Origin of the sequence: Sphingomonas sp., assembly GCF_039594485.1 — a bacterium.
In the GTDB taxonomy this organism is placed as follows: Bacteria; Pseudomonadota; Alphaproteobacteria; order Sphingomonadales; family Sphingomonadaceae; genus Sphingomonas.
Genome location: NZ_JBCNNI010000024.1, coordinates 23337 through 46845 on the forward strand (window position 1 = coordinate 23337; position 23509 = coordinate 46845).

Below are 23509 nucleotides of genomic sequence, written 5' to 3' on the forward strand. Positions count from 1 at the left end.
TCCATGCGTAACCTCCCCCATAGGAGACACATAAATGGGCAATATGGTGGACGGCGTCTGGCACGCCGACGGGCTGTTCAAGTCGGACGAGAAGGGCAGCTTCAAGCGCCCGGACTCCGGTTTCCGCGACTGGTTGACGGCGGACGGCGGGCCCGGCCCGGACGGCCAGCCGGGCCACCGTGCCGAGCCGGGGCGCTATCATCTCTACGTCTCCTATGCCTGCCCCTGGGCGCATCGCACGATGATCGTCCGGGCGCTCAAGGGATTGGAGGGCATGATCGGCCTGTCGGTGGTCGATCCGCTGATGCGCGACGATGGCTGGACCTTCGCCACCGAGCGGGGCGGGACCGGCGATCCGCTGCACGGGTCGGACTATCTGTGGCAACTCTATGCCCGCGCACGCGACGGCTATACCGGCAAGGTCACGGTGCCCGTGCTGTGGGACACCGCGCGCGACACGATCGTCAGCAACGAGTCCGCCGAGATCATCCGCATGTTGAACAGCGCCTTTGACGGGCTGGGCGCGCGGGAGGGCGATTATTACCCCGCCGCGCTTCGCGCCGAGATCGATGCGATCAACGCCGACGTCTATGACCGGGTGAACAACGGCGTCTACAAATGCGGCTTCGCCAAAAGCCAGGAGGCCTATGACGAAGCGGTCGCGCCGCTATTCGCCGAGCTGGACCGCTTGGAAGAGCGGCTGACGGGTCGTGATTGGCTGGTGGGCGACCGGATGACCGAGGCCGATATCCGACTGTTTACCACGCTCGTTCGCTTCGATGCGGTCTATCACGGGCATTTCAAATGCAATGTCCGCCGGATTCAGGACTATCCCGCGCTGGAGGCTCTGCTGGAACGCATGCTCGCCATCCCGGCGATCGCGGACACCGTGCATCTCGATCATATCAAGACGCATTATTATGCCAGCCATCTGGAATTGAACCCGACCGGGATCGTGCCCGCCGGGCCGGATCTGCCCTGGGCGGGCTTGGTGCACGGATAAACTTCCGCCCCGGCGGAGGCCGGGGCCCAGATGCCGTATATTCGACAATGCGGGCAAACATGGCGTGGGAGGCAAATCGGCCAGCGCCTCCGAAGCCACGCAGCAACTGGACCCCGGCCTCCGCCGGGGTGGTTGCGGTTTTGGGGCGGGCTTTTAGTAAGCCCGCCCGATCAGCACCCGCTCGACCGCCGCGCGGCCGGTGAAGATGCAGGGACCATCGTCGCAACCCGTCTGGCCCATCGGCGCGTTGCGGATGGTCAGCTTCAGCCCCTTCAGCTTTTCGACCACCTGCTCCAGTTCCTCGCCCGTCGGCTTGGCCCAGCGGACATCGACCCAGCCGGGGTTCTTCTGCCCTTCGGCGAAATGCGCCTCGACCGCCGCCCAGTCGTCCACGGCCGAGATCTGCGCCTTCAGCCGCTCGGCCGACTGGCGGTGGAGTTCGCCCTGGATATCGGCGAGCAACGCCTCGACACCCGAGACGAAATCGCCACGCGGCTGCACGACCGAGTCCAGCTTGCCGTCCTCGCGGTACAGCCGGTCGCGGCGGATCACCGAGACATTGCCGCCCGCCATGTCGCGGCCGCCGACCTCGATCACCACCGGCGCGCCCTTCTTGACCCAGCCCCAGCGCTTGGTCGCGGCCTTTTGCGCCCGCGCATCGACCATGGCGCGGATCGGCTCGCCGAGCGCGGACTGGCCCACCAGTTCCTTTTGCAGGTCGCGGCAATAGGCCAGCAGTGCCTCGTCCTCGGGCTGTTCGCGCAGCATCGGCACGATCACCACCTGCCAGGGGGCGACCTTGGGCGGCACGCGCATCCCGTCGTCATCGCCATGCACCATGATCATGCCACCGATCATCCGGGTCGAAACGCCCCAGCTTGTCGTCTGCGCGAAGTCCAGGCCACCCTCGGCATTCTGGAAGCGGATATTCTGCGCCCTGGCGAAATTGTCGCCCAGGAAATGGCTGGTCCCGGCCTGCAACGCCTTGCCGTCCTGCATCATCGCCTCGATCGAATAGGTCTCGACCGCGCCGGGGAAGCGTTCATTCTCGGGCTTCTCGCCCGCGATGACGTGCAGGGCGAGGCAATCCTCGGCGAAGCTGCGATAGACTTCGAGCATCTGGAGCGTCTCGGCCCGCGCCTCATCGACCGTGGCGTGCGCGGTATGCCCTTCCTGCCACAGGAACTCGGCGGTGCGCAGGAACATGCGGGTGCGCATCTCCCAGCGGACGACATTGGCCCACTGGTTGATCAGCACCGGCAGGTCGCGCCACGACTGGACCCAGCGGGCAAAGGCGGTGCCGATCACCGTTTCCGAGGTCGGACGGACGACCAAAGGCTCTTCCAGCTTCGCCTCGGGATCGGGCATCAGCCCGCCCTTGCCGTCCGCGATCAGCCGGTGATGCGTGACGACCGCCATTTCCTTGGCGAAGCCATCGACATGCTCGGCTTCCTTCTCGAAATAGCTGAGCGGGATGAAGAGCGGGAAATAGCAATTCTCATGCCCCGTCGCCTTGATGCGATCGTCGAGCAGGCGCTGGATCCGTTCCCAGATGCCATAGCCCCAGGGGCGGATGACCATGCATCCACGGACGCCCGATTCCTCGGCCAGATCGCCCTCGGCGATGACGGACTGATACCAGGCGGAGAAATCCGCGTCGCGGGTGACGGGCAGAGCGTGCTTCATGCCCGCCCGATAGCGGCAAAGACCCATGCTCGCCAAGGGGGCCGGCACGTTCGGGGTTTCTTCGTATCGCACCAATGGCTAGGGACGGCCGCATGACCGGCGACCGCGTGCTCAAAGGCATCGGCCTGCGCCTGATCGCCATCTTCTTCCTGTCGACCATGTCGGCGCTCATCAAGCTGGCCGAAACGCGCGGGGCGACGCTGTTCGAAACCATGTTCTGGCGACAGGCCTGCGCGCTGCCCGTCGTGCTGGGCTTCGTGATGGCGGGGCCGGGGCTGGGCTCGCTGCGCACGACGCGGTTCAAGGGGCATCTGGCGCGGTCGATGGTCGGGCTGGTGGGGATGGTCTTCACCTTCGGCGCGGTGCTGCTGCTGCCGCTGGCCGAGGCGACCACCTTCCAGTTCACCGTGCCGATCTTCGCGACCCTGCTCGGCGCGCTGGTGCTCGGCGAGCGGACCGGCATCCAGCGGTGGAGCGCGGTGCTGATCGGCTTTGCCGGCGTCCTGATCGTGGTGCGGCCGGGTGCGAACGACATGTCGCTGTTCGGCGCGGGCGTGGGGTTGCTGGCGGCGCTGTTCGTCGCGATCGTCGCCATCCTGCTGCGCCAGTTGCGCGACGAGCCGTCGGGGACGACGGTTTTCTATTTCTCGACACTGACCCTGCCGTTCATCGCCATTCCCTATGCCTTCCACATCCAGAACCATGATGCCGGAACATGGGCGGTGCTGGTGTCGATCGGGCTGGTCGGCGGGCTGGGTCAGATCGCGCTGACCGGCGCATCACGGCTGGCGCCGGTCGCGGCGGTGGTGCCGATGGATTATTCGGGACTGATCTGGGCGACCGTCTATGGCTGGCTGATCTTCGGGGCCCTGCCCGCCTCCACCACCTGGATGGGCGCGCCGATCATCATCGCCAGCGGCCTGTTCATCGTGTGGCGCGAGCAGAGGCTGGGCAGGCAGCAGACGCTGACCACGGCACCGGAGGATTAGTCCCCCGGCACCGGGGCATAGCGTGGAGGATTTACTCCGCCGCCTTGGCCATATCCTCGAACTCGGCGGCCGCCAGGAAACGTTCGGCGTCCAGCGCGGCCATGCATCCGGTGCCCGCCGCCGTCACCGCCTGGCGGTACACCTTGTCCGCCACGTCGCCACAGGCGAACACGCCCGGCACGCTGGTGCGGGTCGATCCCGTCTCGACCGCGATGTAACCGTCCGAATCGAGTTCGAGATGCCCCCGGAACAGCTCGGTCGCCGGATGATGGCCGATCGCGACGAAGCCGCCCTCGACATCCAGGCGGCTATGCTCGCCGGTCACCGTGTCGAGCAGGTCGAGCGCGACCAGCCCCGCATTGCCGCCGCCGTCGACGAACTCGCGGACTTCCTTGTTCCACAGCACCTTGACGTTGGGATGCGCGAACAGCCGCTCCTGCAGGATGCGTTCGGCGCGCAGCGAATCGCGGCGGTGGATCAGGGTCACATCGTCCGAATGGTTGGTCAGGTAGAGCGCTTCCTCGACCGCGGTGTTGCCGCCGCCGATCACCGCCACCTTCTTGCCGCGATAGAAGAAGCCGTCGCAGGTGGCGCAGGCCGACACGCCCTTGCCCTTCATCGGCTCTTCGCTGTCGATGCCCAGCCACTTGGCCTGCGCGCCGGTCGCGATCACCAGCACGTCGCCCTCATAGACATCGCCGCCGTCGCCGATCAGGCGGAACGGACGGCTGGTCAGATCGACCTGTGTGATCGTGTCCCACATCATCCGCGCGCCGACATGCTCGGCCTGTTTCTGCATCTGCTCCATCAGCCAGGGCCCCTGGATGACATCGGCGAAACCGGGATAATTCTCGACATCGGTGGTGGTGGTCAACTGGCCACCCGGCTGGATGCCCTGCACCACGATCGGCTGCATCCCTGCGCGCGCACCATAGATGGCGGCGGACAGCCCCGCCGGGCCGGAGCCGAGGATGAGCATGCGGGTGGCGTGGGTGGTCATGTCGGATTCCTGTGAAGCACGATTTCCCTCCTAGATAGTCTCGTCGGCAACAAAAATGAACTGCTTCTCATGCGGCCAATCCCGGCTAGCTTCGTTCTGCGTAGCAGTGGAGATTGGCCCGATGCGCGACGAAGACGATGTGAGGATCACCGACTATACCGCCCCCGCCGGCGGTTGGGGTTCGATGAAGGGGATGGCGAAGATCCTGCCCAAGGAAGGGCTGGGGCCGGAGACGCTCGACACGCTGCGTCGTCAGAACAAACCCGGCGGGGTGATGTGCGTGAGCTGCGCCTGGGGAAAACCGGCCAAGCCGCATATTGCCGAGTTCTGCGAAAACGGGGCCAAGGCGACCGCCTGGGAACTCAGTTCCCTGCGCGTCACGCCGGAATTCTTCGCCAGGCACACCGTGAAGGAATTGGAGGCGTGGCCCGACCATGACCTGGAACAGGCGGGCCGCCTGACCCATCCGATGCGCTATGATCGCGCCACGGACAAATATGTCGCGGTCAGTTGGGACGAAGCCTTTGCCGCGATCGGCGCCAAGCTGAAGACATGCGATCCGACCAAGGTCGTGCTCTACGCCTCGGGACGCGCCTCACTTGAAACCTCGTTCATGTATTCGCTGTTCGCGCGGATGTGGGGGCAGCAGAATCTGCCCGACAGTTCGAACATGTGCCACGAGACGACCTCGGTCGGCCTGAAGTCCGCCATCGGGTCGCCCGTCGCGACGATCCAGATGGAGGATTACGACAAGTGCGACGCGATCTTCTCCTTCGGGCAGAATGTCGCGACCAATGCACCTCGGATGCTCCACAATCTTCAGGCCTGCGCCAAGCGCGGGGTGGAGATCGTGACCTTCAACCCGCTTCGCGAGCGCGGCTGGGAGCGTTTCGCCTCGCCGCAAAACCCGGTGCAGATGCTGACCGGCAGCTCGACCGACATTTCCAGCCAATATCATCAGGTCAAGGCGGGCGGTGACATCGCCGCGCTGACCGGCATCTGCAAGCTGGTGATCGAGGAAGACGACCGCGCTGTCGCCAAGGGCACCAGGCGTATCCTCGACCATCATTTCATCGAACAGCACACGACCCGGTTCGAGGATTTCGCCGATTACTGCCGCAAGGCGGCGTGGAGCGAGATCGTCCGCGACAGCGGCCTGACCCGCGACGCGATCGAGCAGGCCGCCCGCGTCTATATGAAGTCGGAGCGGGTGATCGCGGTCTACGGCATGGGCATCACCCAGCACCGCTATGGCATCGATGCACTGCACATGATCGTCAACCTGCTCCTCCTGCGCGGCAATATCGGCCGCGAGGGTGCGGGCCCCGGTCCGGTGCGAGGGCACAGCAACGTGCAGGGCCAGCGCACCGTCGGCATCACCGAAAAGACCGAACTCGCACCCGTCGAACGGTTGGAGGAACTGTTCGAGTTCGAGCCGCCGACCGAGGATGGCTGGGACACGGTCGAGGCCTGTCGCCAGATCATCGCCGGCACCGCGCAGGGCTTCGTCCAGCTCGGCGGCAATTTCCTGCGCGCCACGCCCGAACATGCCAAGATGAAGGCGGCCTGGGCGAAACTTCCCATCACCGTCCATATCGCGACCAAGCTCAACAAGAGCCATCTGGTGCCCGGCGAGGAAAGCTACATCCTCCCCTGCATCGGACGGCTGGAAACCGACATGCAGAAGGGCGGCCGTCAGGCCGTGTCGATGGAGGATTCGTTCAGCCATATCTATGGCTCGGTCGGCAAGGCGACGCCCGCCGCCGATACCCTGTTGTCCGAACCGGCGATCGTCGCCGGGATCGCCAAGGCGGTGCTGGAGCCCAATCCCAACGTGCCCTGGGACGAATGGGTCGGCGATTACAGCCTCGTCCGCACCGCGATCGAGAATGTCTATCCAGACAAGTTCGCCAATTTCAACGAACGCCTGTTCGAGCCCGGCGGCTTCTGGAAGGGCAATCCCGCCTCGCACCGCCAATGGGAAACGGAGAGCGGCAAGGCCGAATTCAACGTGCCCCGTGCGATGGACGCGTCGGGCATCACCCCTGCCGAAGGGCGGATGCGGCTGATCACCCTGCGCTCCAACGATCAGTTCAACACCACCATCTATGGCTATGACGATCGCTTTCGGGGGATCAGTGGGACGCGTATGGTCGCGATGATGAACAAGGCCGATATCGCCCGGTTGGGCCTGTCCGACGGCCAGAGCATCGCGTTGGAAAGCGACGCGGATGACGGCGAGCACCGCATGGTCGAAGGGCTCCGCGTGGTCGAGTACAATATTCCCGAAGGCTGCATCGGCGGCTATTATCCCGAACTCAACTATCTGATCCCGCTGGAACATCATGCGCTGGAAAGCCATGTGCCCGCGGGCAAGTCGGTGCCGGTCAAGGTTCGCGTCACGGCATGAGCATATTGGGAGCGGTCCTGGCCGGAGGACAGTCCTCGCGCTTTGGTTCGAACAAGGCGGTCGCCATGTTGGGCGATCGCACGCTGGTCGCGCATGCCCGCGCGCGACTTGCGCCTTATTGCGCGCGAGTCGTGCAGATCGGGGGCGCGGACGGCGTGCCCGACCTGCCGTCACCCGGCCTGGGTCCGCTGGGCGGGATTGCGGGGGCGCTGGATCATGCCGCGGGCAACGGCTTTCGCTGCGTCCTGACCATCGGATGCGACATGCCGCGCCTGCCCGATGGCCTGATCGAGGCGATCCTGCGCCGCGAGCCCAGCTATTGCGTCGACGCGCCGGTGCTGGGGCTGTGGCCCGCCGCGCTGGGCGCGCATCTGATGGCGCATCTGTCGCTGGGACAGGATCGATCGGTCCGCGGCTGGGTCCGAACGATCGGGGCGATCCCGATCACATCGCCCGAGCCGATCGCCAATGTGAACACCCCCGCCGACCTCGCCGCGCTGTGAGCGTCTCGAACGCGCCGGTCCGTCGGATGACCCTCCTGCGCCTGCCGCCCGACGGTGCGCGGGAACCGATCGCCCGCGACATCGCGATCGAATGCCCCGTCGCGATCGAGGTGGACGGTTTCGGCTATGCGGTGATGATGATGACACCGGAGCGGCTGGACGATTTCGCCATCGGCTTCCTGCTGACCGAAAGGCTGATCGAGCGGCCGGACGACATGCTGGAGGTCGAGCCCTTTGCGGCGGAGACGGGGTGGGTTGTGCGGATCACGCTTGCCGAGCATTTGCGCGGTCGCATCCATGACCGGGTCCGGCATCGAACCAGCGATACGAGTTGCGGGCTCTGCGGCCTGTCCGGCCTGGAGCAGATCGCCCGCCCCGTCGCGGTCCGCCCCCCTGCCCCGCAGGTGACCGCTGCCACCCTGTTCACCGCACTGGCCGGGTTGCACGATCACCAGCCTCTCAATCGACGGACCGGCGCGGTGCATGGCGCGATCGCCTGTGACGATCAGGGCCGGGTCCTGGCGGCGGCGGAGGATGTCGGGCGGCACAATGCGCTCGACAAGCTGGTCGGCACGCTGGCGAAGCAGTCGGCCCCGGCAGATTTCATCCTCGTCACCTCGCGGATCAGCTATGAGATGGTCGACAAGGCGCTGGTGGCGGGAGTCGGACTGCTGGCCGGAATCTCCGCGCCCACCAGCCTAGCCATCGACCATGCGCAGGCGCATGGGCTGACGCTGATCGCGCTGGCCCGCACCGATGCGATGCTGGTGGCGAACGACCCGCATGGGCGAATCGCCGAATAAGGGCTCAGCCGGCCGAGGCGGCGATGTTGGAGACCAGCGATGCCGTCCAGGGCGGACCATGACGCGTGGCGGGAATATCGCACGCATCATTCAGGATATGATCGCGCCCGGCCCGCTTCGCGCGATAGGCCAGTTGGTCGGCGCGCGCGATCAGGCTGTCGAGCGTTTCCCCCTCGTTCAACCGGGCGATGCCGCCGCTGACCGTCAGCGAGGGCATGCCACGCTCGGCAAAGGGTTCCAGCGCGACCTGGATCGCACGCCCCAGTCGAACGGCGCGGTTCCCCTCGCCGCCGCTCTGGTCCGGCACGAGCAACGCAAACTCCTCGCCCCCCATGCGTATCGCCAGCATGTCCTGCGTGGTCAGGGTCAGCAGCACCTTGGCAAAGGCGATCAGCACCGAATCGCCCGTCGCATGGCCGAACGCGTCGTTGATCCGCTTGAAATGATCGAGATCGAGCACGATCGCATAGAGAGCATGGCCGCGCGCCTCTGCCTCGGCCAGCAATTGCGGACCGATCCGGTACAGGCCGCGCCGGTTGGTCAATCCGGTCAGGGGATCGCTCTCGGCGTCGAGGATGGTTTCCTCCAGCGCCTTCTGGATGACCAGCAGCATCAGGAACAGCCCGGCCGCCACCAGAAGCACGCCGGTCGAGACCTGCGACACCACCGCATAGAAGCTGGTCGCGTAATATTTGGCCGAAGGCCCCGCCCCCAGCGACACCGCAATGAACGGCTTGAGCAGGAAATGCCCGCAGGTCAGGCCGAAAATGCCCATCAGCATTAGGCGGATCGGCCCGGTCTGTCCGATCCGGCGGACCGATAGCAGCACCAATGCCGATGCAACCGCAAAGGGCAGTTGGAAGAGCATCTCATAGGGCAGGGTGTTGCGCGTCCAGCCCATAATCGCGAGGCGCAGCCCCATGCCCAGCCCCCAGGCGACGATCGCCAGCCGCCATTGCGGTCGATATCCGGCAAAGGCCTCTATGCCCACCGACATCATCAGAATGCAGCCCAGGAACGAGCCATAGCCTGCCAGCGAAAAGAGCAGCGTGTAATCGGTGAAGCGGATCAGCAACTCGCAGATCGGGGTCAGACACCCCAGCATATAGCTGCCCATGAACCAAGCCGCCGCCCGCTGTCGCAAATAGGAAAGTGCCACCACGCCATAGGTGATGACAAACAAGGCCGCCACGCAGCTATTACCGATCAGAGCATAAACAGCGGCATTCACGAACGGGGACCGAGCCTTCCAGTGACATGTTGGCAAAAGGGCTCTAGCCATCAATACGTTAAGGAATCGCAGCCTTTTTTGTTACACTTCTGTGCGACCTGCATCACCGCAAGGGAATACGTGACCTCACGTTGTTGAATAGATTGCAATTCTTCGGAAGGTAGCGCGTGGCCAATTCCTTATTGCCTATCGATAGCAAGGAAGTGGTTCGGCGCGATACATTCGACCCAGCAGCGCGACCGAGCGGATTGCCGTTTCCATCACCCGGCAATTCTCACATTCCCCCGCATAGGATCATGATCGCGGTTGGGTACATGCGATCATCCCGGCCGCACGATGTGGGAGGCCATCGACCAAATGTCACAGAAGATGAAGGAAATACACCGGGTGGTAGCGAAGGAGGGACTTGAACCCCCGACACGCGGATTATGATTCCGCTGCTCTAACCAGCTGAGCTACTTCGCCATGCTAGGCGTTCCACCCGGTGGAGGCGCGCCTATAGGCGGCGTTTCCAGGGGCGTCAAGCGAACAAATGCCGCGACAGCATTTCCCATGGACCGCCCCGATACCACCATGCCCCCAGCCCGATCAGCTCGACCGTGCGGGGCCGGAAATCGCGCTCCATCTGCTGGAGAAGCAGCCTGGCGGTGGCAGGGGTCACCTTGTTCTGGATCGTCACATGCGCGCGCCATCCGCCCGCATCCTGCGGTGTCAGCAATCCGGCAAAGGCGTCGACCAGTTCGTGTCGAATCGCGACCAGTTCGGGCGCTTCGATGCGGATCGCGACGCCCCGACCCAGCGACATCAGACCGCTGGCCCTCGCCTGCGGTGCCCGCACCCCGCGCGTCAGGCCGGACAGACGATGCTTCAGCTCCGCCTCCACCGAGGGAGGCAGATGGTGGAACAGCGTGCAATGCGCGTCGAGCACGTTGCGCTCGGGCGGGAAATGCTGGCGCCGCAGTCCGTCGAACCACCCCTGATCGGCGCGACCGAACAAGGCGGTGACGATGATAGGGGCCGGGATGGACGCCGGGATCGGGGCGGGGTCGCCGCTCAGATTTCCACCTGACTGCCCAGCTCGACCACGCGGTTGGTCGGCAGGCGGAAAAACTCCATCGCGCTCTCGGCGTTGCGCAGCATCCACGAGAATAGTTTCTCGCGCCACACCGACATGCCGGGGTGCGAGGCGGGCAACAACGTCTGGCGCGACAGGAAGAAGCTGGTGTCCATCATCTTGAACGCCCCCCCTTCCATCTCCACCCGCTTCAGCGCGGCGGGGATGTCGGCCTCCTCCATGAAGCCGAAGCGCAAGACCAGCCGGTGAAAGCCATGCCCCAGATCATCCCGCTTGGCCCGGTCGGCCTCGGGCCAATAGGGCTGGCTCATGATCTTCACAGTCAACAGGATGATCCGCTGGTGGAGCACCTTGTTGTGCTTGAGATTGTGGAGCAGCGCGTGCGGCACCCCCTCGGGCGAGGAGGTCATGAAGATCGCGGTGCCCGGCACCCGGCTGGCCGCGCCGGCCGCCGAATCGATGAAGATGTGGATCGGCATCGTCCCCTCGCGCAGCCGCTGGATCATCAGCTTGCGCCCCGTCGACCAGGTGGTCAGGAAGGTGAAGATGACGAACCCGACGAGCAGCGGGAACCAGCCGCCCGCCGGCACCTTCGTCAGATTGGCGAGGAAATAGGCCCCGTCGACCAGGAAGAAGAGGGCCAGCAGGGGTGCGGCGGCATAGATCGGCCATTTCCACAGCCGGGTCAGCGCGACGCCCAGCAGGCACGTGTCGATCAGCATCGCCCCCGTCACCGCGATGCCATAGGCCGAGGTCAGGTTGGACGAGGAGCGGAAGAACAGGACCAGCAGGATCACCATCACCATCAACATCCAGTTGATGAGCGGGATGTAGATCTGCCCCGCGGTCGCCGCCGAAGTATGCTCGATCCGAAGACGCGGCATGAAGCCGAGCTGGATCGCCTGTTGCGTCACCGAAAAGGCCCCGGTGATCACCGCCTGGCTGGCGATGACGGCAGCGGCGGTCGCCAGGATGACCAGCGGCAACTGCAACCCTTCGGGCGCCAGCATGTAGAAGGGGCTCTCCAGCGCCGCCGCGCCCTCACGGACCAGCAAAGCCCCCTGCCCCATATAGTTGAGCATCAGGGCAGGCAGCACGAAGAACAGCCAGGACACGCCGATCGGCCGCCGCCCGAAATGCCCCATATCGGCATAAAGCGCCTCCGCCCCCGTCACCGCCAGAACCACCGAGCCCAAGGCGAGGAAACCGCGTACCGGCTCGATCAGGAAGAACTGCACCGCATAATGCGGCGACAGTGCCAGGAGCACGCCCGGCGTCTGCACGAAACTCATCACGCCCAGCACCGCGATCGCGGCGAAATAGACCAGCATGACCGGCCCGAAGAACAGGCCGACCCGCTCGGTCCCCGAACGCTGGATCTTGAACAGCACGATCAGGATGGTGATCGCGATCGGCAGGACGAAGCTGCCGAACGCGGGCGCGGCGACCGCCAGACCCTCGACCGCGCCCAGCACGGTGACGGCCGGGGTGATCATGCTGTCGCCATAGAAGAGCGCGGTGGCGAACACGCCGAGCAGGACGATCCCCCGCGACCAGCGCCGGGTCTTGGTCTGTCCCGACACCAGCGCCAGCAGGGCCAGGCTGCCCCCCTCGCCCTTGTTGTCCGCACGCATGATGATCGCGACATATTTCACCGTCACGACGATCATCATCGACCAGAAGATCAGGCTGATGACGCCAAGGATATGCGCATTGTCGAGCGGCAGCGGATGGTGCGGATTGGCGAAGGTTTCGCGGAAGGCATAAAGCGGGCTGGTGCCGATATCCCCGAACACGACGCCGATGGCACCGAGCGCGAGACGCCCCATGCCCTGAGGGGGATGGGGTGCCTGATGCGGGTGTTCATGCTCGGCCGCCGTCGTCGCGATACCCGTGGGTGCGCCGCTCATCGCGGCACGTTCGGGTCAGTGACGGGCAGGATCATCGGCGACATCCGTGGCAACCCTTCAATCATCGCCGCCCCCTAGCATGGCCCTGAAAGGCCAGCAACGCGGGCGCATCGGGGTTGTTGCACCTCCGCCATATTTCGGGGCGACAGCGATGCCGCGATGCAACAGTGTCGAAATGGTTCACCTGTCGCCGCCGATCGGCTAGGGCAGGTCCATGGCTAGTCGTACCGCCCCAGAGGCCGCTTCGGAATTCCCGTCCTCCGTCACCGCGCCGGCCGCGCCGATCGTCACCATCGACGATGTGCGCGCCGCCCATGCGCGAATTTCGGACCGGGTCATCCGCACGCCGACCCTGATCAGCCGTACCCTGTCGCAACTGACCGGCGCGACGGTCTATCTGAAGTTCGAGAATCTCCAGTTCACCGCCGCCTACAAGGAACGCGGCGCGCTCAACACCCTGCTGCAACTGTCCGACGAAGCGCGTGCCAAGGGCGTGATCGCCGCGTCGGCGGGCAATCATGCGCAGGGCCTGGCCTATCACGCCAACCGGCTGGGCGTCCCCGCGACCATCGTGATGCCGCGCACCACCCCGATCGTGAAGGTCGTCCAGACCGAAGGGCACGGCGCGACCGTCGTGCTGGAGGGCGACACCTTCGACGCCGCCTATGCCCATGCCCGCGTGCTGGAGGCCGAGCGCGGCTATACCTTCGTCCATCCGTTCGACGATGCGCGCGTGATCGCGGGGCAAGGAACGGTGGCGCTGGAGATGTTGGAGGACGCGCCCGACATCGACACGCTGATCGTGCCGATCGGCGGAGGCGGCCTGATCTCCGGCATCGCGACCGTCGCCGCCGCCATGCCCCGCCCGGTCGAGGTGGTCGGGGTGCAGGCCGAGCTGTTCCCGTCCATGTACAACCGCCTGAACGGCACCACCCTCCCTTGCGCCGGCGATACGCTGGCCGAGGGGATCGCGGTGAAGGAGCCGGGTGGCCTGACCTCGCAGATGGTCGCCGCGTTGGTCCGCGAAATCCTGCTGGTCGACGAACGCCATCTGGAGGAGGCGGTCAGCGCGCTGCTTCAGATCGAGAAGACCGTGGTCGAGGGCGCGGGCGCGGCGGGCCTCGCCGCGCTGATGTCGCATCCCGAACGGTTCCGGGGCAAGACGGTGGGCATCGTGCTGTGCGGCGGCAATATCGACACCCGCCTGCTCGCCAACGTCCTGCTGCGCGACCTGGCGCGTTCGGGGCGGCTGGCGCGCCTGCGCATCCGGTTGCAGGACCAGCCGGGCGCGCTGTTCAACGTCGCGCGCATCTTCGACCGCGAACGGGTGAACATCATCGAGGTCTATCACCAGCGCGTCTTCACCACCCTGCCCGCCAAGGGCCTGATCACCGATATCGAGTGCGAGACGCGCGACGCGCTCCACCTGCACCGGCTGATCGAGGCGCTGCGCGCAAGCGGTTATGAGACGACGCAGGTGGAACTCGCCTGATCGACGGGATTTTTTATCCGACCGATCGTCCCGTTTCCGAACGATGCTTTCCCATCCCATCCGGGCGCAAGCATCGCTAAAGAGGGGTCGTTATATCCCTGAAGGAATTGCCCGGCGGTGACCGCGCCCTTTCGTTTTCCGCGCTTCTTCGTCACCAGCCCCGCGCCCTGCCCGTATCTGCCCGGGCGTGACGAGCGGAAGGTGTTCACCGAACTCAACGGCGAACATGCGGGCGAGTTGAACGAGGCGCTGAGCCGCATCGGCTTTCGCCGCAGCCAGGGGGTGGCCTATCGCCCCTCCTGCGCCGGCTGCACCGCCTGTGTTTCGGTACGGGTGGTGGCGGGCGGGTTCCGCCCCAATGCCACGCAGCGCAAGCTGCTGCGCCGTCACGCCGATCTGGAGGTGACCGCCTGCCAGCCCTGGGCGACGCCCGAGCAGTTCGACCTGCTGCGCCGCTATCTGGTCGAACGGCATCCCGGCGGCGGCATGGCCGCGATGGACGACAGCGACTATGCCGACATGGTGGAGTTGTCGCCGGTCGAATCGATGCTGATCGAGTATCGCGAACCGACCGGAGAGGATGGACGGCGCGGGCGGCTGGTCGGCACCTGCCTGACCGATCGGCAGGGCGACGGGCTGTCGATGATCTACAGCTTCTACGAAACGCGGGACGGCAGCCGCCCGGGCCTGGGCAATTTCATCATCATGGACCATATCCTGCGCGCCCGCGCCGCCGGTCTTCCCTATGTCTATCTCGGCTATTGGGTGAAGGGCTCGCCGCGCATGGCGTACAAGACCCGCTATCAGCCGCTGGAGGCGCTCGGCCCGCGCGGTTGGGCCCCGTTGAGGGATGACGGCACCGCCGTCCCCGCCGCGCCGCCGCCCGTCGAGACGCTGATCTGATCTTCGCCAGCCACCGTCATGGCGAGCGGAGCAGCCCAGCCATGACGGGATTCCGACCTATTGCTCTTCGGCCTCCCTGGCGGTGCCCGCGCTCCAGGGCTGGCCCGCGACCGGCGCCGCGCCTCCGGCATCCAGCGCGATGGCGACGCGGACATGCCGATCCTGGGGGCTGAGGCCGATACAGGGATCGAAGCCGATCCAGCCCAGGCCATCGACATGCGCCTCTACCCAGCAATGGGCCCGCGCCTCCGACTCGAGCGTGGCGAAGCCCGACACATAGCGCGCCGGAATACCGAGCGAGCGCGCGGCTACGCACAGGATATGCGCCAGGTCACAGGGGCTGGCCGCCGCCGCCTCGAACGCATGGGCCGCATCCTGCCCGGTCGGGGCAGCCTTCCAATCGACCGCAAATCGCCGATGCAGCGCGACGTTCAGCGCATGGAGCGCGGCCAAGCGATTCTCCGTCCCCGCCATGGCCTCACGCGCGAAGGCCGCGATGGCGGCATCCGCCGGGGTCGCCTCGGTCGCGCGCAGGAACAGGGCGGGCGGCAGGGTCTCGCTCGTGCCGCGGACCACGCCATGCGCATCGCTGGTCAGGATGTCGCCCGACGCGGTGATCGTCACGACCTCGACCGGCTCCTCGACATAGAGCATGGTCACCGCATTGCCGAACCCGTCCTGGCCGGGGCGCATCCGCGCGTCGCAATCGACGTCGATCCGCCAGTTCGCCACCGTCTGGTCGTCGCTGGTCGCGGGTGTCAGCCGCAGCATCTGCGCGACCGCCCCCATGCGCGCCGGCAGGCGATGGACGATCTGATGCTCGATCACGATCCGCATCAGGCGAACTTGAACTGACGGCCGATGGCGGCGTGCAGTTGGGCATTCTCCAGAATAAAGGCTTCGAGATACTGGTGAAGCCCACCCGCGATCACGTCGCCCGACCGCGTCTTCGCCATCCGATTGGCCCGCACCCTTGCCATACGATCCGCCTCCCCATGTTGCCCCGTCCGGCGGGCAAGCTGCCCCAACACGTCCAGCGTTTCCTCGACCGACGCCGCCAGGCTGCGCGGCAATTCGGTGCGCGCGATCAGCAGGTCGATGACGTTGGCGGGCTTCAGCCCGTCGGAATAGAGCCAGCGATAGGCGGTGACGGCGGAGACGGTCTGAAGGATCGTCGTCCACTGGTCCCGGTCCACCACGCCGCCGATCCGCTCACCCGCGGGCAGCAGGATGTGGTATTTGACGTCGAGCAGCCGCGCGGTGTTGTCCGCGCGTTCGACCGCCTGACCCAGGCGGATGAACCAGGTGGTCTGGTTGCGCAGCATCCGGTGGACCGCCCCCTCGAAACCGCGCGTCTCGTTCTTCACCGCCTCGACGAGGCTCAGGACCGCCGTAGGCTCATCCGCGGCGGGCCGCGCCTCGAAATTCAGCCAGGCACGGTTGATCGCGCTCCAGGCCTCGCGCGTCAGCGCGGTGCGGACCGCGCGCGCGTTGGACCGCGCCATGTCGACACAGCGGACGATCGAGCCGGGATGGCAGCTCTCGACCGTCAGGAAGCGCGCGACCTCGCGCCGTCGCAGCTCGCGACCGCCATCGGCAAAGGCGCTCGCGGTGTCGGTGACGGCCAGCGCCGAGCCCCAGGCCGCCAGTCCGGCCGAACGCGGCGACAGCACGTCGAGCCGCACGGTCGCCTCGACCAGCCGGGCGATGAAATCCGCCCGCTCGAAATAACGGCCCAGCCAATAGAGCGAGGATGCGGTGCGCGAGAGCATCAGCGGACCCCCTGCGTCTGGATCTGCGAGTTCTGGCCCTGCACCTGAACCCAGCCATCGGGTTCGGGGTGCATCAGCACGAAACTGTCCTTGGTGCCGCCGCCCTGGCTGGAATTGACGACCAGCGAGCCTTCGCGAAGCGCGACGCGGGTCAGGCCGCCGGGCGTCACCTCGACACCAGCGCTCCCGGTCAAGACGAAGGGACGAAAATCGACATGGCGCGGCGCGACCCCGCTTTCGACCAGCGTCGGCACCGTCGACAGCGCCAGGGTCGGCTGCGCGATATAGCGGTGCGGCTCGGCGATCAGGGCGGCGCGGAAACGTTCGATCTGCGCCTTGGTCGCGGTCGGCCCGACCAGCATCCCGTAACCGCCCGATCCGTCGACCAGCTTCACGACCAGCTCACCCAGATTGTCGAGCACATAGGACAGCGCCTCGGGCTCCCGGCACCTCCATGTCTCGACATTCTTCAGCTTGGGCTCGCCCCCCGAATAATAGCGGACGATATCGGGCATATAGCTGTAGATCGCCTTGTCGTCGGCGATGCCGTTGCCCGGCGCGTTGAGGATGGCGACATTGCCCGCCGCATAGGCCGCGATCAGCCCCGGCACGCCCAGCATCGAGTCGGCCCGGAAGACCAGCGGATCGAGGAAATCATCGTCCACCCGGCGATAGATGACATCGACCTTCACGCGGCCCGCGATGGTGCGCATCCAGACGATATCGTCGTCGACGATCAGATCGGCGGCCTCGACCAGTTCGATCCCCATCGAATCGGCCAGGAAGCTGTGTTCATAATAGGCCGAATTGTAATGGCCCGGCGTCAGGACGACGCAGGTCGGCTCGGCCACGCCATGCGGCGCCACCGACTTCATCGTCGCGAGCAGCCGGTCGGGATAGCTGTCCACCGCCGCGACCCGGAATTGCCGGAACAGCTCGGGACACAGGCGCAGCATCGCCTCCCGGTTCTCCAGCATATAGCTGACGCCTGAAGGCGTGCGGGCATTGTCCTCCAGCACGAAGAAATCGTCCGGTCCGGTGCGTACCAGGTCGATGCCGCAGATATGCGCCCAGACGCCATGCGGCGGCCGCATGCCCGCGATCTCGGGCCGGAATTGCGGATTGCCGAAGATCAGGTCGGGCGGCAGGATTCCATCGCGCAGGATCTTCCGCTCGCCATAAATGTCGTCGAGAAAGGCGTTGATCGCCTCGACCCGCTGGACCAGCCCCTCGGACAGGCGCGCCCATTCGTCGGGCAGGAAGACGCGCGGCACGATATCGAAGGGGATGATCCGCTCCGCCGCGTCGCTCTCGCCATAGACGGCGAAGGTGATGCCAAGCTGGCGGAAGGTCGCTTCTGCCGCTTGCTGGCGACGGCGCAGTTCGGTGTCGGGAGTGGTATCGAGCCAGCGATGCAAAGCGGATAATTCGGGCCGTAGCGCGGTCGCACCTGAAGCCCCCATGATTTCGTCGAACGCGGCGATAGTCCCCATCCGGTTGTTACGCTCCCCCATCGGTCCAGGTTCCATGCTGCACCGCATGGTGGCAGGGCACAAGGGGGGAAGTTGATGGAGATCATCCGGCAGGTAGCAGACTACGCGCCCAGCTTCTCCAGCATCGACGGGGTCAGCACTTGCGGCAGGACCTGCGGCTCGCCGGCACCCGGCGCATAGTAGAGATAGAGGGGGACACCCGCCCGGTTATGGCGCTCGATAAAGCGTCCCAGGACCGGATCGCCATCGGTCCAGTCGCCGACCAGCACCGCCACCTTGTTCCGCTCGAACGCCGCGCGCACCGAGGACCGCTCGATCGCGGCGGCCTCGTTGACCTTGCAGCTCAGGCACCAGTCGGCGGTGAAATAGGCGAAGACCGGCCGCTTCTGCTGGCGCAGGCTCTCCAGCTTCGCCTCGGTGAAGGCGGTGTCGGCGCTCGGCCTCGCCACGGCGGCGGCGGGCCGGACGCTGATGACGATCCCGACCGCCAGGACCAGCGCCGCCATGGCGGGCCAGCCGGAACGCCCCTTGCCGCCATGCTGGCGCAAGCCGGTCCACCAGAAGCCCAGAGCGGCCAGCAACGCGGCGGCGAGACCCAGCGTCATGCCCGTCACCCCCGCCTCCTGCCCCAAGATCCAGGCAAGCGCGAGCGCAGTGACGAACATCGGCACCGACAGGATATGGCGCAGCCGCACCATCCACATCCCCGGCTTGGGCAGTCGCCGCCGGAGTGGGGGCACGAACCCGATCGCAATGAACGGCAGGGCGATGCCGATCCCCAGCCCAGCGAACACCGCCAGCGCGGCGGGTGCGGGCAGGACCAGCGCAGCGCCCAGCGCGCCCGCCATGAACGGCCCCGAACAGGGCGTCGCGACGAACGCCGCCAGCGCGCCGGTCGCGAACGCGCCCATCGCGCCCGAGCGTCCCGCAAAGGCCGGCGTCGGCAGCTCGAACAGCCCCGCCAGGTTGAACGCGATCCCCGCGACCAGCAGCAGCAGGACACCGATCACACGCGGGTCCTGCAACTGGAATGCCCAGCCCGCGCTCTGCCCGCCCGCGCGGAGCGCCAACAGGATCACGCCCAGCCCGACACAGACCAGCACCACACCCGCCGTATAGGCCAGCGCCTCGGCCCGTGCATGACGCTCGTCACCGCCGCCGCGCGCCAGGCTGAGCGCCTTCAGGCTCAGGATCGGGAAGACGCAGGGCATGATATTGAGCAGCAACCCGCCCAGCACCGCGCCCAGAAAGGCCAGCGCGACGGCACCGAAGCCGGTGTCCGCGCCCGGCTTGCCGCCCGCGATCGTGCCCGGCCTGGCGACGAAGGCCAGGCCCTGCCCCTCACCGATCGACAGCACGCCCGATACCGGCCCCGGGGTCGGCACGGCGGCGGCGGGGATGGCGAGGATCAACTGGTCGCCATCGCGGGTCAGCGCTTGCGCGGCGGCATGGTCGATCACCCCGCTGCGATCGGGAAAGAAATAGACGTCCTTGACCGCGACCGAGGCGGGCAGCGGCACGGCGATCCGCACCCCCTTGCCCCGTGTCTCGATCACGCCGTCACCGCCCAGCGGCTTGGGCAGCGCGGCACGCCAGCGGTCGAACGCGGCGCGTGTCGCAGGATCGACCGCGCCATCGCCCACGGTCAGCGTCGTCGCCAGCGTCTGGGTCTCGGGCACGCAGATCGTGTCGGTGCAGACCAGATAGTCGAGCTTGACCGAGACGGGCAGCGCGGTGCCCCTGGCGAGGCCGGCGGGGACGTTCAGGTCGACCAGCAACGCGAAAGGCCGCTCATAGACATAGTTCATCAGCCCGGCGATCTTCAGCCGCCCCGGCACCGGATAGCGCAATTCCCCGGCGCTCACGCCCTTGGGCAGGGTCCAATGCGCCTCCGTCGGCAGGCCCGCATCGCCGCCATTCTTCCAATAACCGTGCCAACCCTTGTCCGGCGTGGCCGCGATGGCCAGCGTCACGGAATGGCCTGCCGCCGGGGTCGTGCTTTCGGCGACGAGGCGCATCGGCAGATGGATCGCGCCGAGGGCCGCCGGGGGACCGCTTTCCGCCATGGCGGGGACGATGCCCGTCATCATGAACAGCGCCGTCATCAGGATGTAAAACCAACCGCGCATCGACACCTTGCCCTAACACCGTTTCGCGCTCCATAGCGTCCCTATCCCCGCTTTGCATCAAGGTTGCCCATGAAGTCCCTGACTGCCGCGCTCCTGGCCTCCGTCGCCCTGTTCTCCACCGCAGCGCCCGCCCAGACGGCAAGCCCCGAGCCCGGCGGCACCACCGCGCCCGCCGCCGTCCCGCCGGGGACGCCACAGCCGCCCTTCCCCACGACGCCGCCCAAGCTGATCGTCGCGATCTCGGTCGACCAGTTCTCCGCCGATCTCTTCGCGCAGTATCGCGACCGCTTCACCGGCGGCATGGCGCGGCTGCTGACCGGCGCGGTCTTTCCCTCGGGCTATCAGAGCCATGCCGCGACCGAGACCTGCCCCGGCCACTCGACCATCCTGACCGGCTATCGCCCGGCGCATACCGGAATCATCGCCAACAACTGGATCGACCAGTCGGTGAACCGTCCCGACAAGATCGTCTATTGCTCGGAGGACGAACGCGTCGCGGGCAACGACCATAACAATTACACCGTGTCGGACATGCACCTGAAGGTGCCGACACTGGGCGAGCGGATGAAGACTGCCGACCCGCGCGTCCGCACCGTATCGGTCGCAGGCAAGGACCGCGCCGCGGTGATGATGGGCGGCCACAAGATGGACGAGATCTGGTGGTGGGACGGCAAGACCTATGTCTCCTATGCCGGGCGCGCCGTGCCGCCGGTCGTCGAGCGCACCCGCAAGGCGGTTGCCGATCTGGTCGCCCGTCCGCAGGACGCACTGCCGCTTCCCGGCTATTGCAAGCCGCTCGACCGGCCGATCACGGTGGGCAGCCAGACGCTGGGCACCGGGCGGTTCCAGCGCGCGGCGGGCGACCTGAAGGGCTTCCGCGTTTCCCCGGCCGCCGACGCCGCCGTGCTCGCCATGGCGGCGGGCTTTGTCCAGGACATGAAGCTGGGCCAGGGGCCGCAGACCGACATCCTGTCGGTCGGGCTGTCCGCGACCGACTATATCGGCCATGCGCTGGGCACCCAGGGGGCCGAGATGTGCATCCAGATGGCGGAACTGGACCGTTCGCTGGCCGGATTCTTCGCCGTGCTGGACGCGACCGGCGTCGATTATGAGGTGATGCTGACCGCCGATCACGGCGCGCACGACATGACCGAACGGCAGCAGATTCGCGCCATGCCGATGGAAAGCCATGTCGCGCCCGAGGCGAAGACAAAGGCGATGGCCGCCGCGATCGCACGCGACCTGGGGCTGTCGAACACGCCGCCGATCATGATGAGCGCGGAGGGCGACATCTATATCAATCGCGACCTTCCGCCCGCGACCCGCGCGAAAGTGCTCGCCGAAGCCAAGCGCCGCTTCGAGGCCCTGCCGCAGGTCGCCGCCGCGCTGACCCGCGACGAGATCGCCGCGACGCCATGGCCGAAGACCCCGCCCGAAACCTGGACGCTGAGGGAAAAGGCGCGGTCATCCTATGATCCGACGCGCTCGGGCGACCTGCTGATCCTGCTCAACCCGCGCGTCACGACGATCGAGGAGCCCACGCCGGGCTATGTCGAGACGCACGGCTCGCCCTGGGACTATGACCGGCGCGTGCCAATCCTGTTCTGGCGCAAGGGGATGGCGGGATTCGAGCAGCCGCTATCGGTCGAAACGGTCGATATCGCCCCGACGCTGGCCGCGACCATCGGCCTGGCCATGCCGGGTATCGACGGACGCTGCCTGGACCTCGATCCCGGCCCTGCGGACAGCTGCAAGCGGTAATCCCATCCTCCCCGGTCCGGGGAAGGCGGGTCAGCCTCGTTCAAGCCGATATTCGATCGGCTTGAACGACCCGCCGTTCGATGCGGGGGCGGAGCAGGCGGTGAGCCCGATCACCAGATCCATATGCGCCACGAAGCGGATATGGTCGCCCGGCCCGCTGAGCGGCGGCAGCACCTCCAGCTTGCCGGTCTTGCCGTCGATGGGCACGTTCATGAAACAGTTGAAGGCCACCGGAATCCGGTCCGGCATCACGCCATAAGGCTCCAGCGCTGCGGCCAGATTGCCGAAACAGCCCCGATGCCGCGGCAGGTCGGGATAGAAATGGTCGAACGTATCGACCGAACACGGCGTCAGCAGGAAGTCGTGCATCCCGACCGTATCCTCGACGATCTCCAGCATCACCCGTGACCGATTCGAGTAAAGACGATGCCCCGTCGTCAGCCGGATCGTCTCGGCATAATCGAGCGTCCGGCCCGAGGAGATTACCTCGTCCAGATCGTCGGCGTTGAAGGCCAGCAGATCGGCGACCTGTCGCCCGCGCGGATCGATGACGGTCAGGCTGTCGCCCCTGGCCATGCGAAAGGCGTCCCCGCTGCGCGGCGGGATCTCGACCTGGGTCGCGCTCATTGATCGACTCCGTCCGCCGCCCCGGCATAGTGGAAAGGACAGCGCCAGCCTTCGTCCACCGCGCGGCCGCTATATTGCCGGGCCTCGCTCATCTCGCCATGCCGCGCGAGCATGGGGTTGCGCGACCCCGCCAGCGCCTCGTCCCGGAGCATGATCTTCTCGCGCATCGTCTCATATTTCCCCTGGGCGCGCAGCGTCTCGAACTGGTCGTGCAGGTTGAAGATCATCGCTGGCCGTGGAAAGCGGCGCGCCGGGCGGCTGGCATGGGGATGAAGCCCGACGACGAAGAACGCCTCGCCGCCGAAGGATAGCGAGAAATGCGGATCTTCTGGATTGGGACTGACCCGTTCGTCCCAATCCTGTCCCAACCAGACATCCTTGTCCGACAGCGACTGGATACGGGCCCAGACCGCGCGCTCGAACGCCGCTTCGTCCAGCGCGCCGGGCCCGGAAAAGACCACCGCCAGGCTGCGGAAGAGTTGCGGTTCGGCGCGGTAGCGTTCGGCAAAGCGGCGCAGACAATCATGGATGCGCAGATCGTCCCAGGCACTGGCGATGTCGCGCGCGCCCAGTATCTCCAGCGTCCCGCGCGCCATTGCCGCCTTGGCGCCAACGCACGGAAAGTCGGCCGCCGCGATATGTGCCCGCAACAGCGCCGCCGACTCCGGCTCGCTGGGATCATGAGCGGGAAAGAGGCTGCTTGCGATTTTCGACATGGGATG

Annotated in this window: 19 protein-coding genes and 1 tRNA gene; 8 read left to right on the top strand and 12 right to left on the bottom strand. The window is 66.4% G+C overall.

Translation table 11 applies throughout. The features are described 5' to 3' along the window. The first annotated feature begins 34 nt into the window (after positions 1-34). The gene (locus ABDV78_RS12750; protein WP_343527758.1) at positions 35-1003 is read left to right on the top strand and encodes a glutathione S-transferase family protein; all 969 of its coding nucleotides are present in this window, start codon (positions 35-37) and stop codon (positions 1001-1003) included. A gap of 153 nt (positions 1004-1156) precedes the next feature. Here ABDV78_RS12750 and proS read toward each other — a convergent pair whose 3' ends face one another. Next, on the bottom strand, positions 1157-2689 hold the full coding sequence (gene proS, locus ABDV78_RS12755) for a proline--tRNA ligase (RefSeq protein WP_343527759.1): 1533 nt from the start codon (positions 2687-2689) through the stop codon (positions 1157-1159). Between the two features lie 92 nt (positions 2690-2781). Here proS and ABDV78_RS12760 point away from each other — a divergent pair, with 92 nt between their 5' ends. Continuing rightward, positions 2782-3678: a DMT family transporter gene (locus ABDV78_RS12760; protein ID WP_343527760.1), complete on the top strand. Its 897-nt coding sequence runs from the start codon at positions 2782-2784 to the stop codon at positions 3676-3678. Between the two features lie 31 nt (positions 3679-3709). On the opposite strand, the gene trxB is transcribed toward ABDV78_RS12760, so the two are convergent. Beyond that, entirely contained in the window at positions 3710-4678 is a 969-nt protein-coding gene (gene trxB, locus ABDV78_RS12765) for a thioredoxin-disulfide reductase (RefSeq protein WP_343527761.1), read from the bottom strand. Between the two features lie 121 nt (positions 4679-4799). On the opposite strand from trxB, the gene ABDV78_RS12770 reads away from it, so the two are divergent. From ABDV78_RS12770 to fdhD, 3 genes are read left to right on the top strand one after another with little or no spacing between them, the layout of a single operon-like run. Next, positions 4800-7088 carry an FdhF/YdeP family oxidoreductase gene (locus ABDV78_RS12770; protein ID WP_343527762.1) on the top strand — a complete coding sequence of 763 codons (2289 nt, stop codon included), beginning with the start codon at positions 4800-4802 and terminating at the stop codon, positions 7086-7088. After that, positions 7085-7591, top strand: a complete 507-nt coding sequence (locus tag ABDV78_RS12775; protein WP_343527763.1) for a molybdenum cofactor guanylyltransferase — start codon at positions 7085-7087, stop codon at positions 7589-7591. The genes ABDV78_RS12770 and ABDV78_RS12775 overlap by 4 nt, the downstream gene beginning before the upstream one ends. Positions 7592-7617: 26 nt before the next feature. After that, positions 7618-8394, top strand: coding sequence for a formate dehydrogenase accessory sulfurtransferase FdhD (gene fdhD, locus ABDV78_RS12780; RefSeq protein ID WP_343527764.1), 777 nt, complete (start codon positions 7618-7620; stop codon positions 8392-8394). A gap of 4 nt (positions 8395-8398) precedes the next feature. On the opposite strand, the gene ABDV78_RS12785 is transcribed toward fdhD, so the two are convergent. The 4 genes from ABDV78_RS12785 to ABDV78_RS12800 form a co-directional block, all read right to left on the bottom strand. Then, entirely contained in the window at positions 8399-9586 is a 1188-nt protein-coding gene (locus ABDV78_RS12785; protein ID WP_343527765.1) for a GGDEF domain-containing protein, read from the bottom strand. 427 nt (positions 9587-10013) lie between these two features. Continuing rightward, positions 10014-10090: transfer RNA gene (locus ABDV78_RS12790), tRNA-Met, on the bottom strand. Between the two features lie 55 nt (positions 10091-10145). Beyond that, on the bottom strand, positions 10146-10649 hold the full coding sequence (locus ABDV78_RS12795) for a 2'-5' RNA ligase family protein (RefSeq protein WP_343527796.1): 504 nt from the start codon (positions 10647-10649) through the stop codon (positions 10146-10148). Positions 10650-10678: 29 nt separating this feature from the next. Further along, the gene (locus ABDV78_RS12800) at positions 10679-12610 is read right to left on the bottom strand and encodes a potassium transporter Kup (protein WP_343527766.1); all 1932 of its coding nucleotides are present in this window, start codon (positions 12608-12610) and stop codon (positions 10679-10681) included. Positions 12611-12824: 214 nt separating this feature from the next. On the opposite strand from ABDV78_RS12800, the gene ABDV78_RS12805 reads away from it, so the two are divergent. Then, entirely contained in the window at positions 12825-14102 is a 1278-nt protein-coding gene (locus ABDV78_RS12805; RefSeq protein ID WP_343527767.1) for a threonine ammonia-lyase, read from the top strand. Positions 14103-14219: 117 nt separating this feature from the next. Then, entirely contained in the window at positions 14220-15005 is a 786-nt protein-coding gene (locus ABDV78_RS12810) for an arginyltransferase (protein ID WP_343527768.1), read from the top strand. Between the two features lie 57 nt (positions 15006-15062). Here the strand turns inward: ABDV78_RS12810 and ABDV78_RS12815 are convergent, their stop codons facing one another. The 4 genes from ABDV78_RS12815 to ABDV78_RS12830 form a co-directional block, all read right to left on the bottom strand. Further along, on the bottom strand, positions 15063-15842 hold the full coding sequence (locus ABDV78_RS12815; protein ID WP_343527769.1) for a transglutaminase family protein: 780 nt from the start codon (positions 15840-15842) through the stop codon (positions 15063-15065). Then, positions 15842-16777, bottom strand: a complete 936-nt coding sequence (locus tag ABDV78_RS12820) for an alpha-E domain-containing protein (RefSeq protein WP_343527771.1) — start codon at positions 16775-16777, stop codon at positions 15842-15844. Before ABDV78_RS12820 ends, ABDV78_RS12815 begins: the two co-directional genes overlap by 1 nt. Further along, positions 16777-18270 (bottom strand): circularly permuted type 2 ATP-grasp protein, encoded by a 1494-nt coding sequence (locus ABDV78_RS12825; protein WP_343527772.1) that lies wholly within the window; start codon positions 18268-18270, stop codon positions 16777-16779. The genes ABDV78_RS12820 and ABDV78_RS12825 overlap by 1 nt, the downstream gene beginning before the upstream one ends. 101 nt (positions 18271-18371) lie before the next feature. Further along, positions 18372-20399, bottom strand: a complete 2028-nt coding sequence (locus ABDV78_RS12830; protein ID WP_343527773.1) for a protein-disulfide reductase DsbD domain-containing protein — start codon at positions 20397-20399, stop codon at positions 18372-18374. Between the two features lie 69 nt (positions 20400-20468). Here ABDV78_RS12830 and ABDV78_RS12835 point away from each other — a divergent pair, with 69 nt between their 5' ends. After that, a complete protein-coding gene (locus tag ABDV78_RS12835; RefSeq protein ID WP_343527774.1) occupies positions 20469-22160 on the top strand; it encodes an alkaline phosphatase family protein in 1692 nt (563 codons plus the stop codon). Positions 22161-22190: 30 nt separating this feature from the next. On the opposite strand, the gene ABDV78_RS12840 is transcribed toward ABDV78_RS12835, so the two are convergent. Both ABDV78_RS12840 and gntA read right to left on the bottom strand, forming a co-directional pair. Then, positions 22191-22787 carry an urea carboxylase-associated family protein gene (locus ABDV78_RS12840; RefSeq protein ID WP_343527775.1) on the bottom strand — a complete coding sequence of 199 codons (597 nt, stop codon included), beginning with the start codon at positions 22785-22787 and terminating at the stop codon, positions 22191-22193. Next, on the bottom strand, positions 22784-23503 hold the full coding sequence (gene gntA / locus ABDV78_RS12845) for a guanitoxin biosynthesis heme-dependent pre-guanitoxin N-hydroxylase GntA (protein ID WP_343527776.1): 720 nt from the start codon (positions 23501-23503) through the stop codon (positions 22784-22786). The genes ABDV78_RS12840 and gntA overlap by 4 nt, the downstream gene beginning before the upstream one ends. Positions 23504-23509: the final 6 nt, after the last annotated feature.

Bases quoted from the DNA above. Each gene is read 5' to 3' on its own strand.
- ABDV78_RS12750 (WP_343527758.1), top strand. From the start codon at position 35: ATGGGCAATATGGTGGACGGCGTCTGGCACGCCGACGGGCTGTTCAAG.
- proS (WP_343527759.1), bottom strand. From the start codon at position 2,689: ATGAAGCACGCTCTGCCCGTCACCCGCGACGCGGATTTCTCCGCCTGG.
- ABDV78_RS12760 (WP_343527760.1), top strand. From the start codon at position 2,782: ATGACCGGCGACCGCGTGCTCAAAGGCATCGGCCTGCGCCTGATCGCC.
- trxB (WP_343527761.1), bottom strand. From the start codon at position 4,678: ATGACCACCCACGCCACCCGCATGCTCATCCTCGGCTCCGGCCCGGCG.
- ABDV78_RS12770 (WP_343527762.1), top strand. From the start codon at position 4,800: ATGCGCGACGAAGACGATGTGAGGATCACCGACTATACCGCCCCCGCC.
- ABDV78_RS12775 (WP_343527763.1), top strand. From the start codon at position 7,085: ATGAGCATATTGGGAGCGGTCCTGGCCGGAGGACAGTCCTCGCGCTTT.
- fdhD (WP_343527764.1), top strand. From the start codon at position 7,618: ATGACCCTCCTGCGCCTGCCGCCCGACGGTGCGCGGGAACCGATCGCC.
- ABDV78_RS12800 (WP_343527766.1), bottom strand. From the start codon at position 12,610: ATGAGCGGCGCACCCACGGGTATCGCGACGACGGCGGCCGAGCATGAA.
- ABDV78_RS12805 (WP_343527767.1), top strand. From the start codon at position 12,825: ATGGCTAGTCGTACCGCCCCAGAGGCCGCTTCGGAATTCCCGTCCTCC.
- ABDV78_RS12815 (WP_343527769.1), bottom strand. From the start codon at position 15,842: ATGCGGATCGTGATCGAGCATCAGATCGTCCATCGCCTGCCGGCGCGC.
- ABDV78_RS12820 (WP_343527771.1), bottom strand. From the start codon at position 16,777: ATGCTCTCGCGCACCGCATCCTCGCTCTATTGGCTGGGCCGTTATTTC.
- ABDV78_RS12825 (WP_343527772.1), bottom strand. From the start codon at position 18,270: ATGGGGACTATCGCCGCGTTCGACGAAATCATGGGGGCTTCAGGTGCG.
- ABDV78_RS12830 (WP_343527773.1), bottom strand. From the start codon at position 20,399: ATGCGCGGTTGGTTTTACATCCTGATGACGGCGCTGTTCATGATGACG.
- ABDV78_RS12835 (WP_343527774.1), top strand. From the start codon at position 20,469: ATGAAGTCCCTGACTGCCGCGCTCCTGGCCTCCGTCGCCCTGTTCTCC.
- ABDV78_RS12840 (WP_343527775.1), bottom strand. From the start codon at position 22,787: ATGAGCGCGACCCAGGTCGAGATCCCGCCGCGCAGCGGGGACGCCTTT.
- gntA (WP_343527776.1), bottom strand. From the start codon at position 23,503: ATGTCGAAAATCGCAAGCAGCCTCTTTCCCGCTCATGATCCCAGCGAG.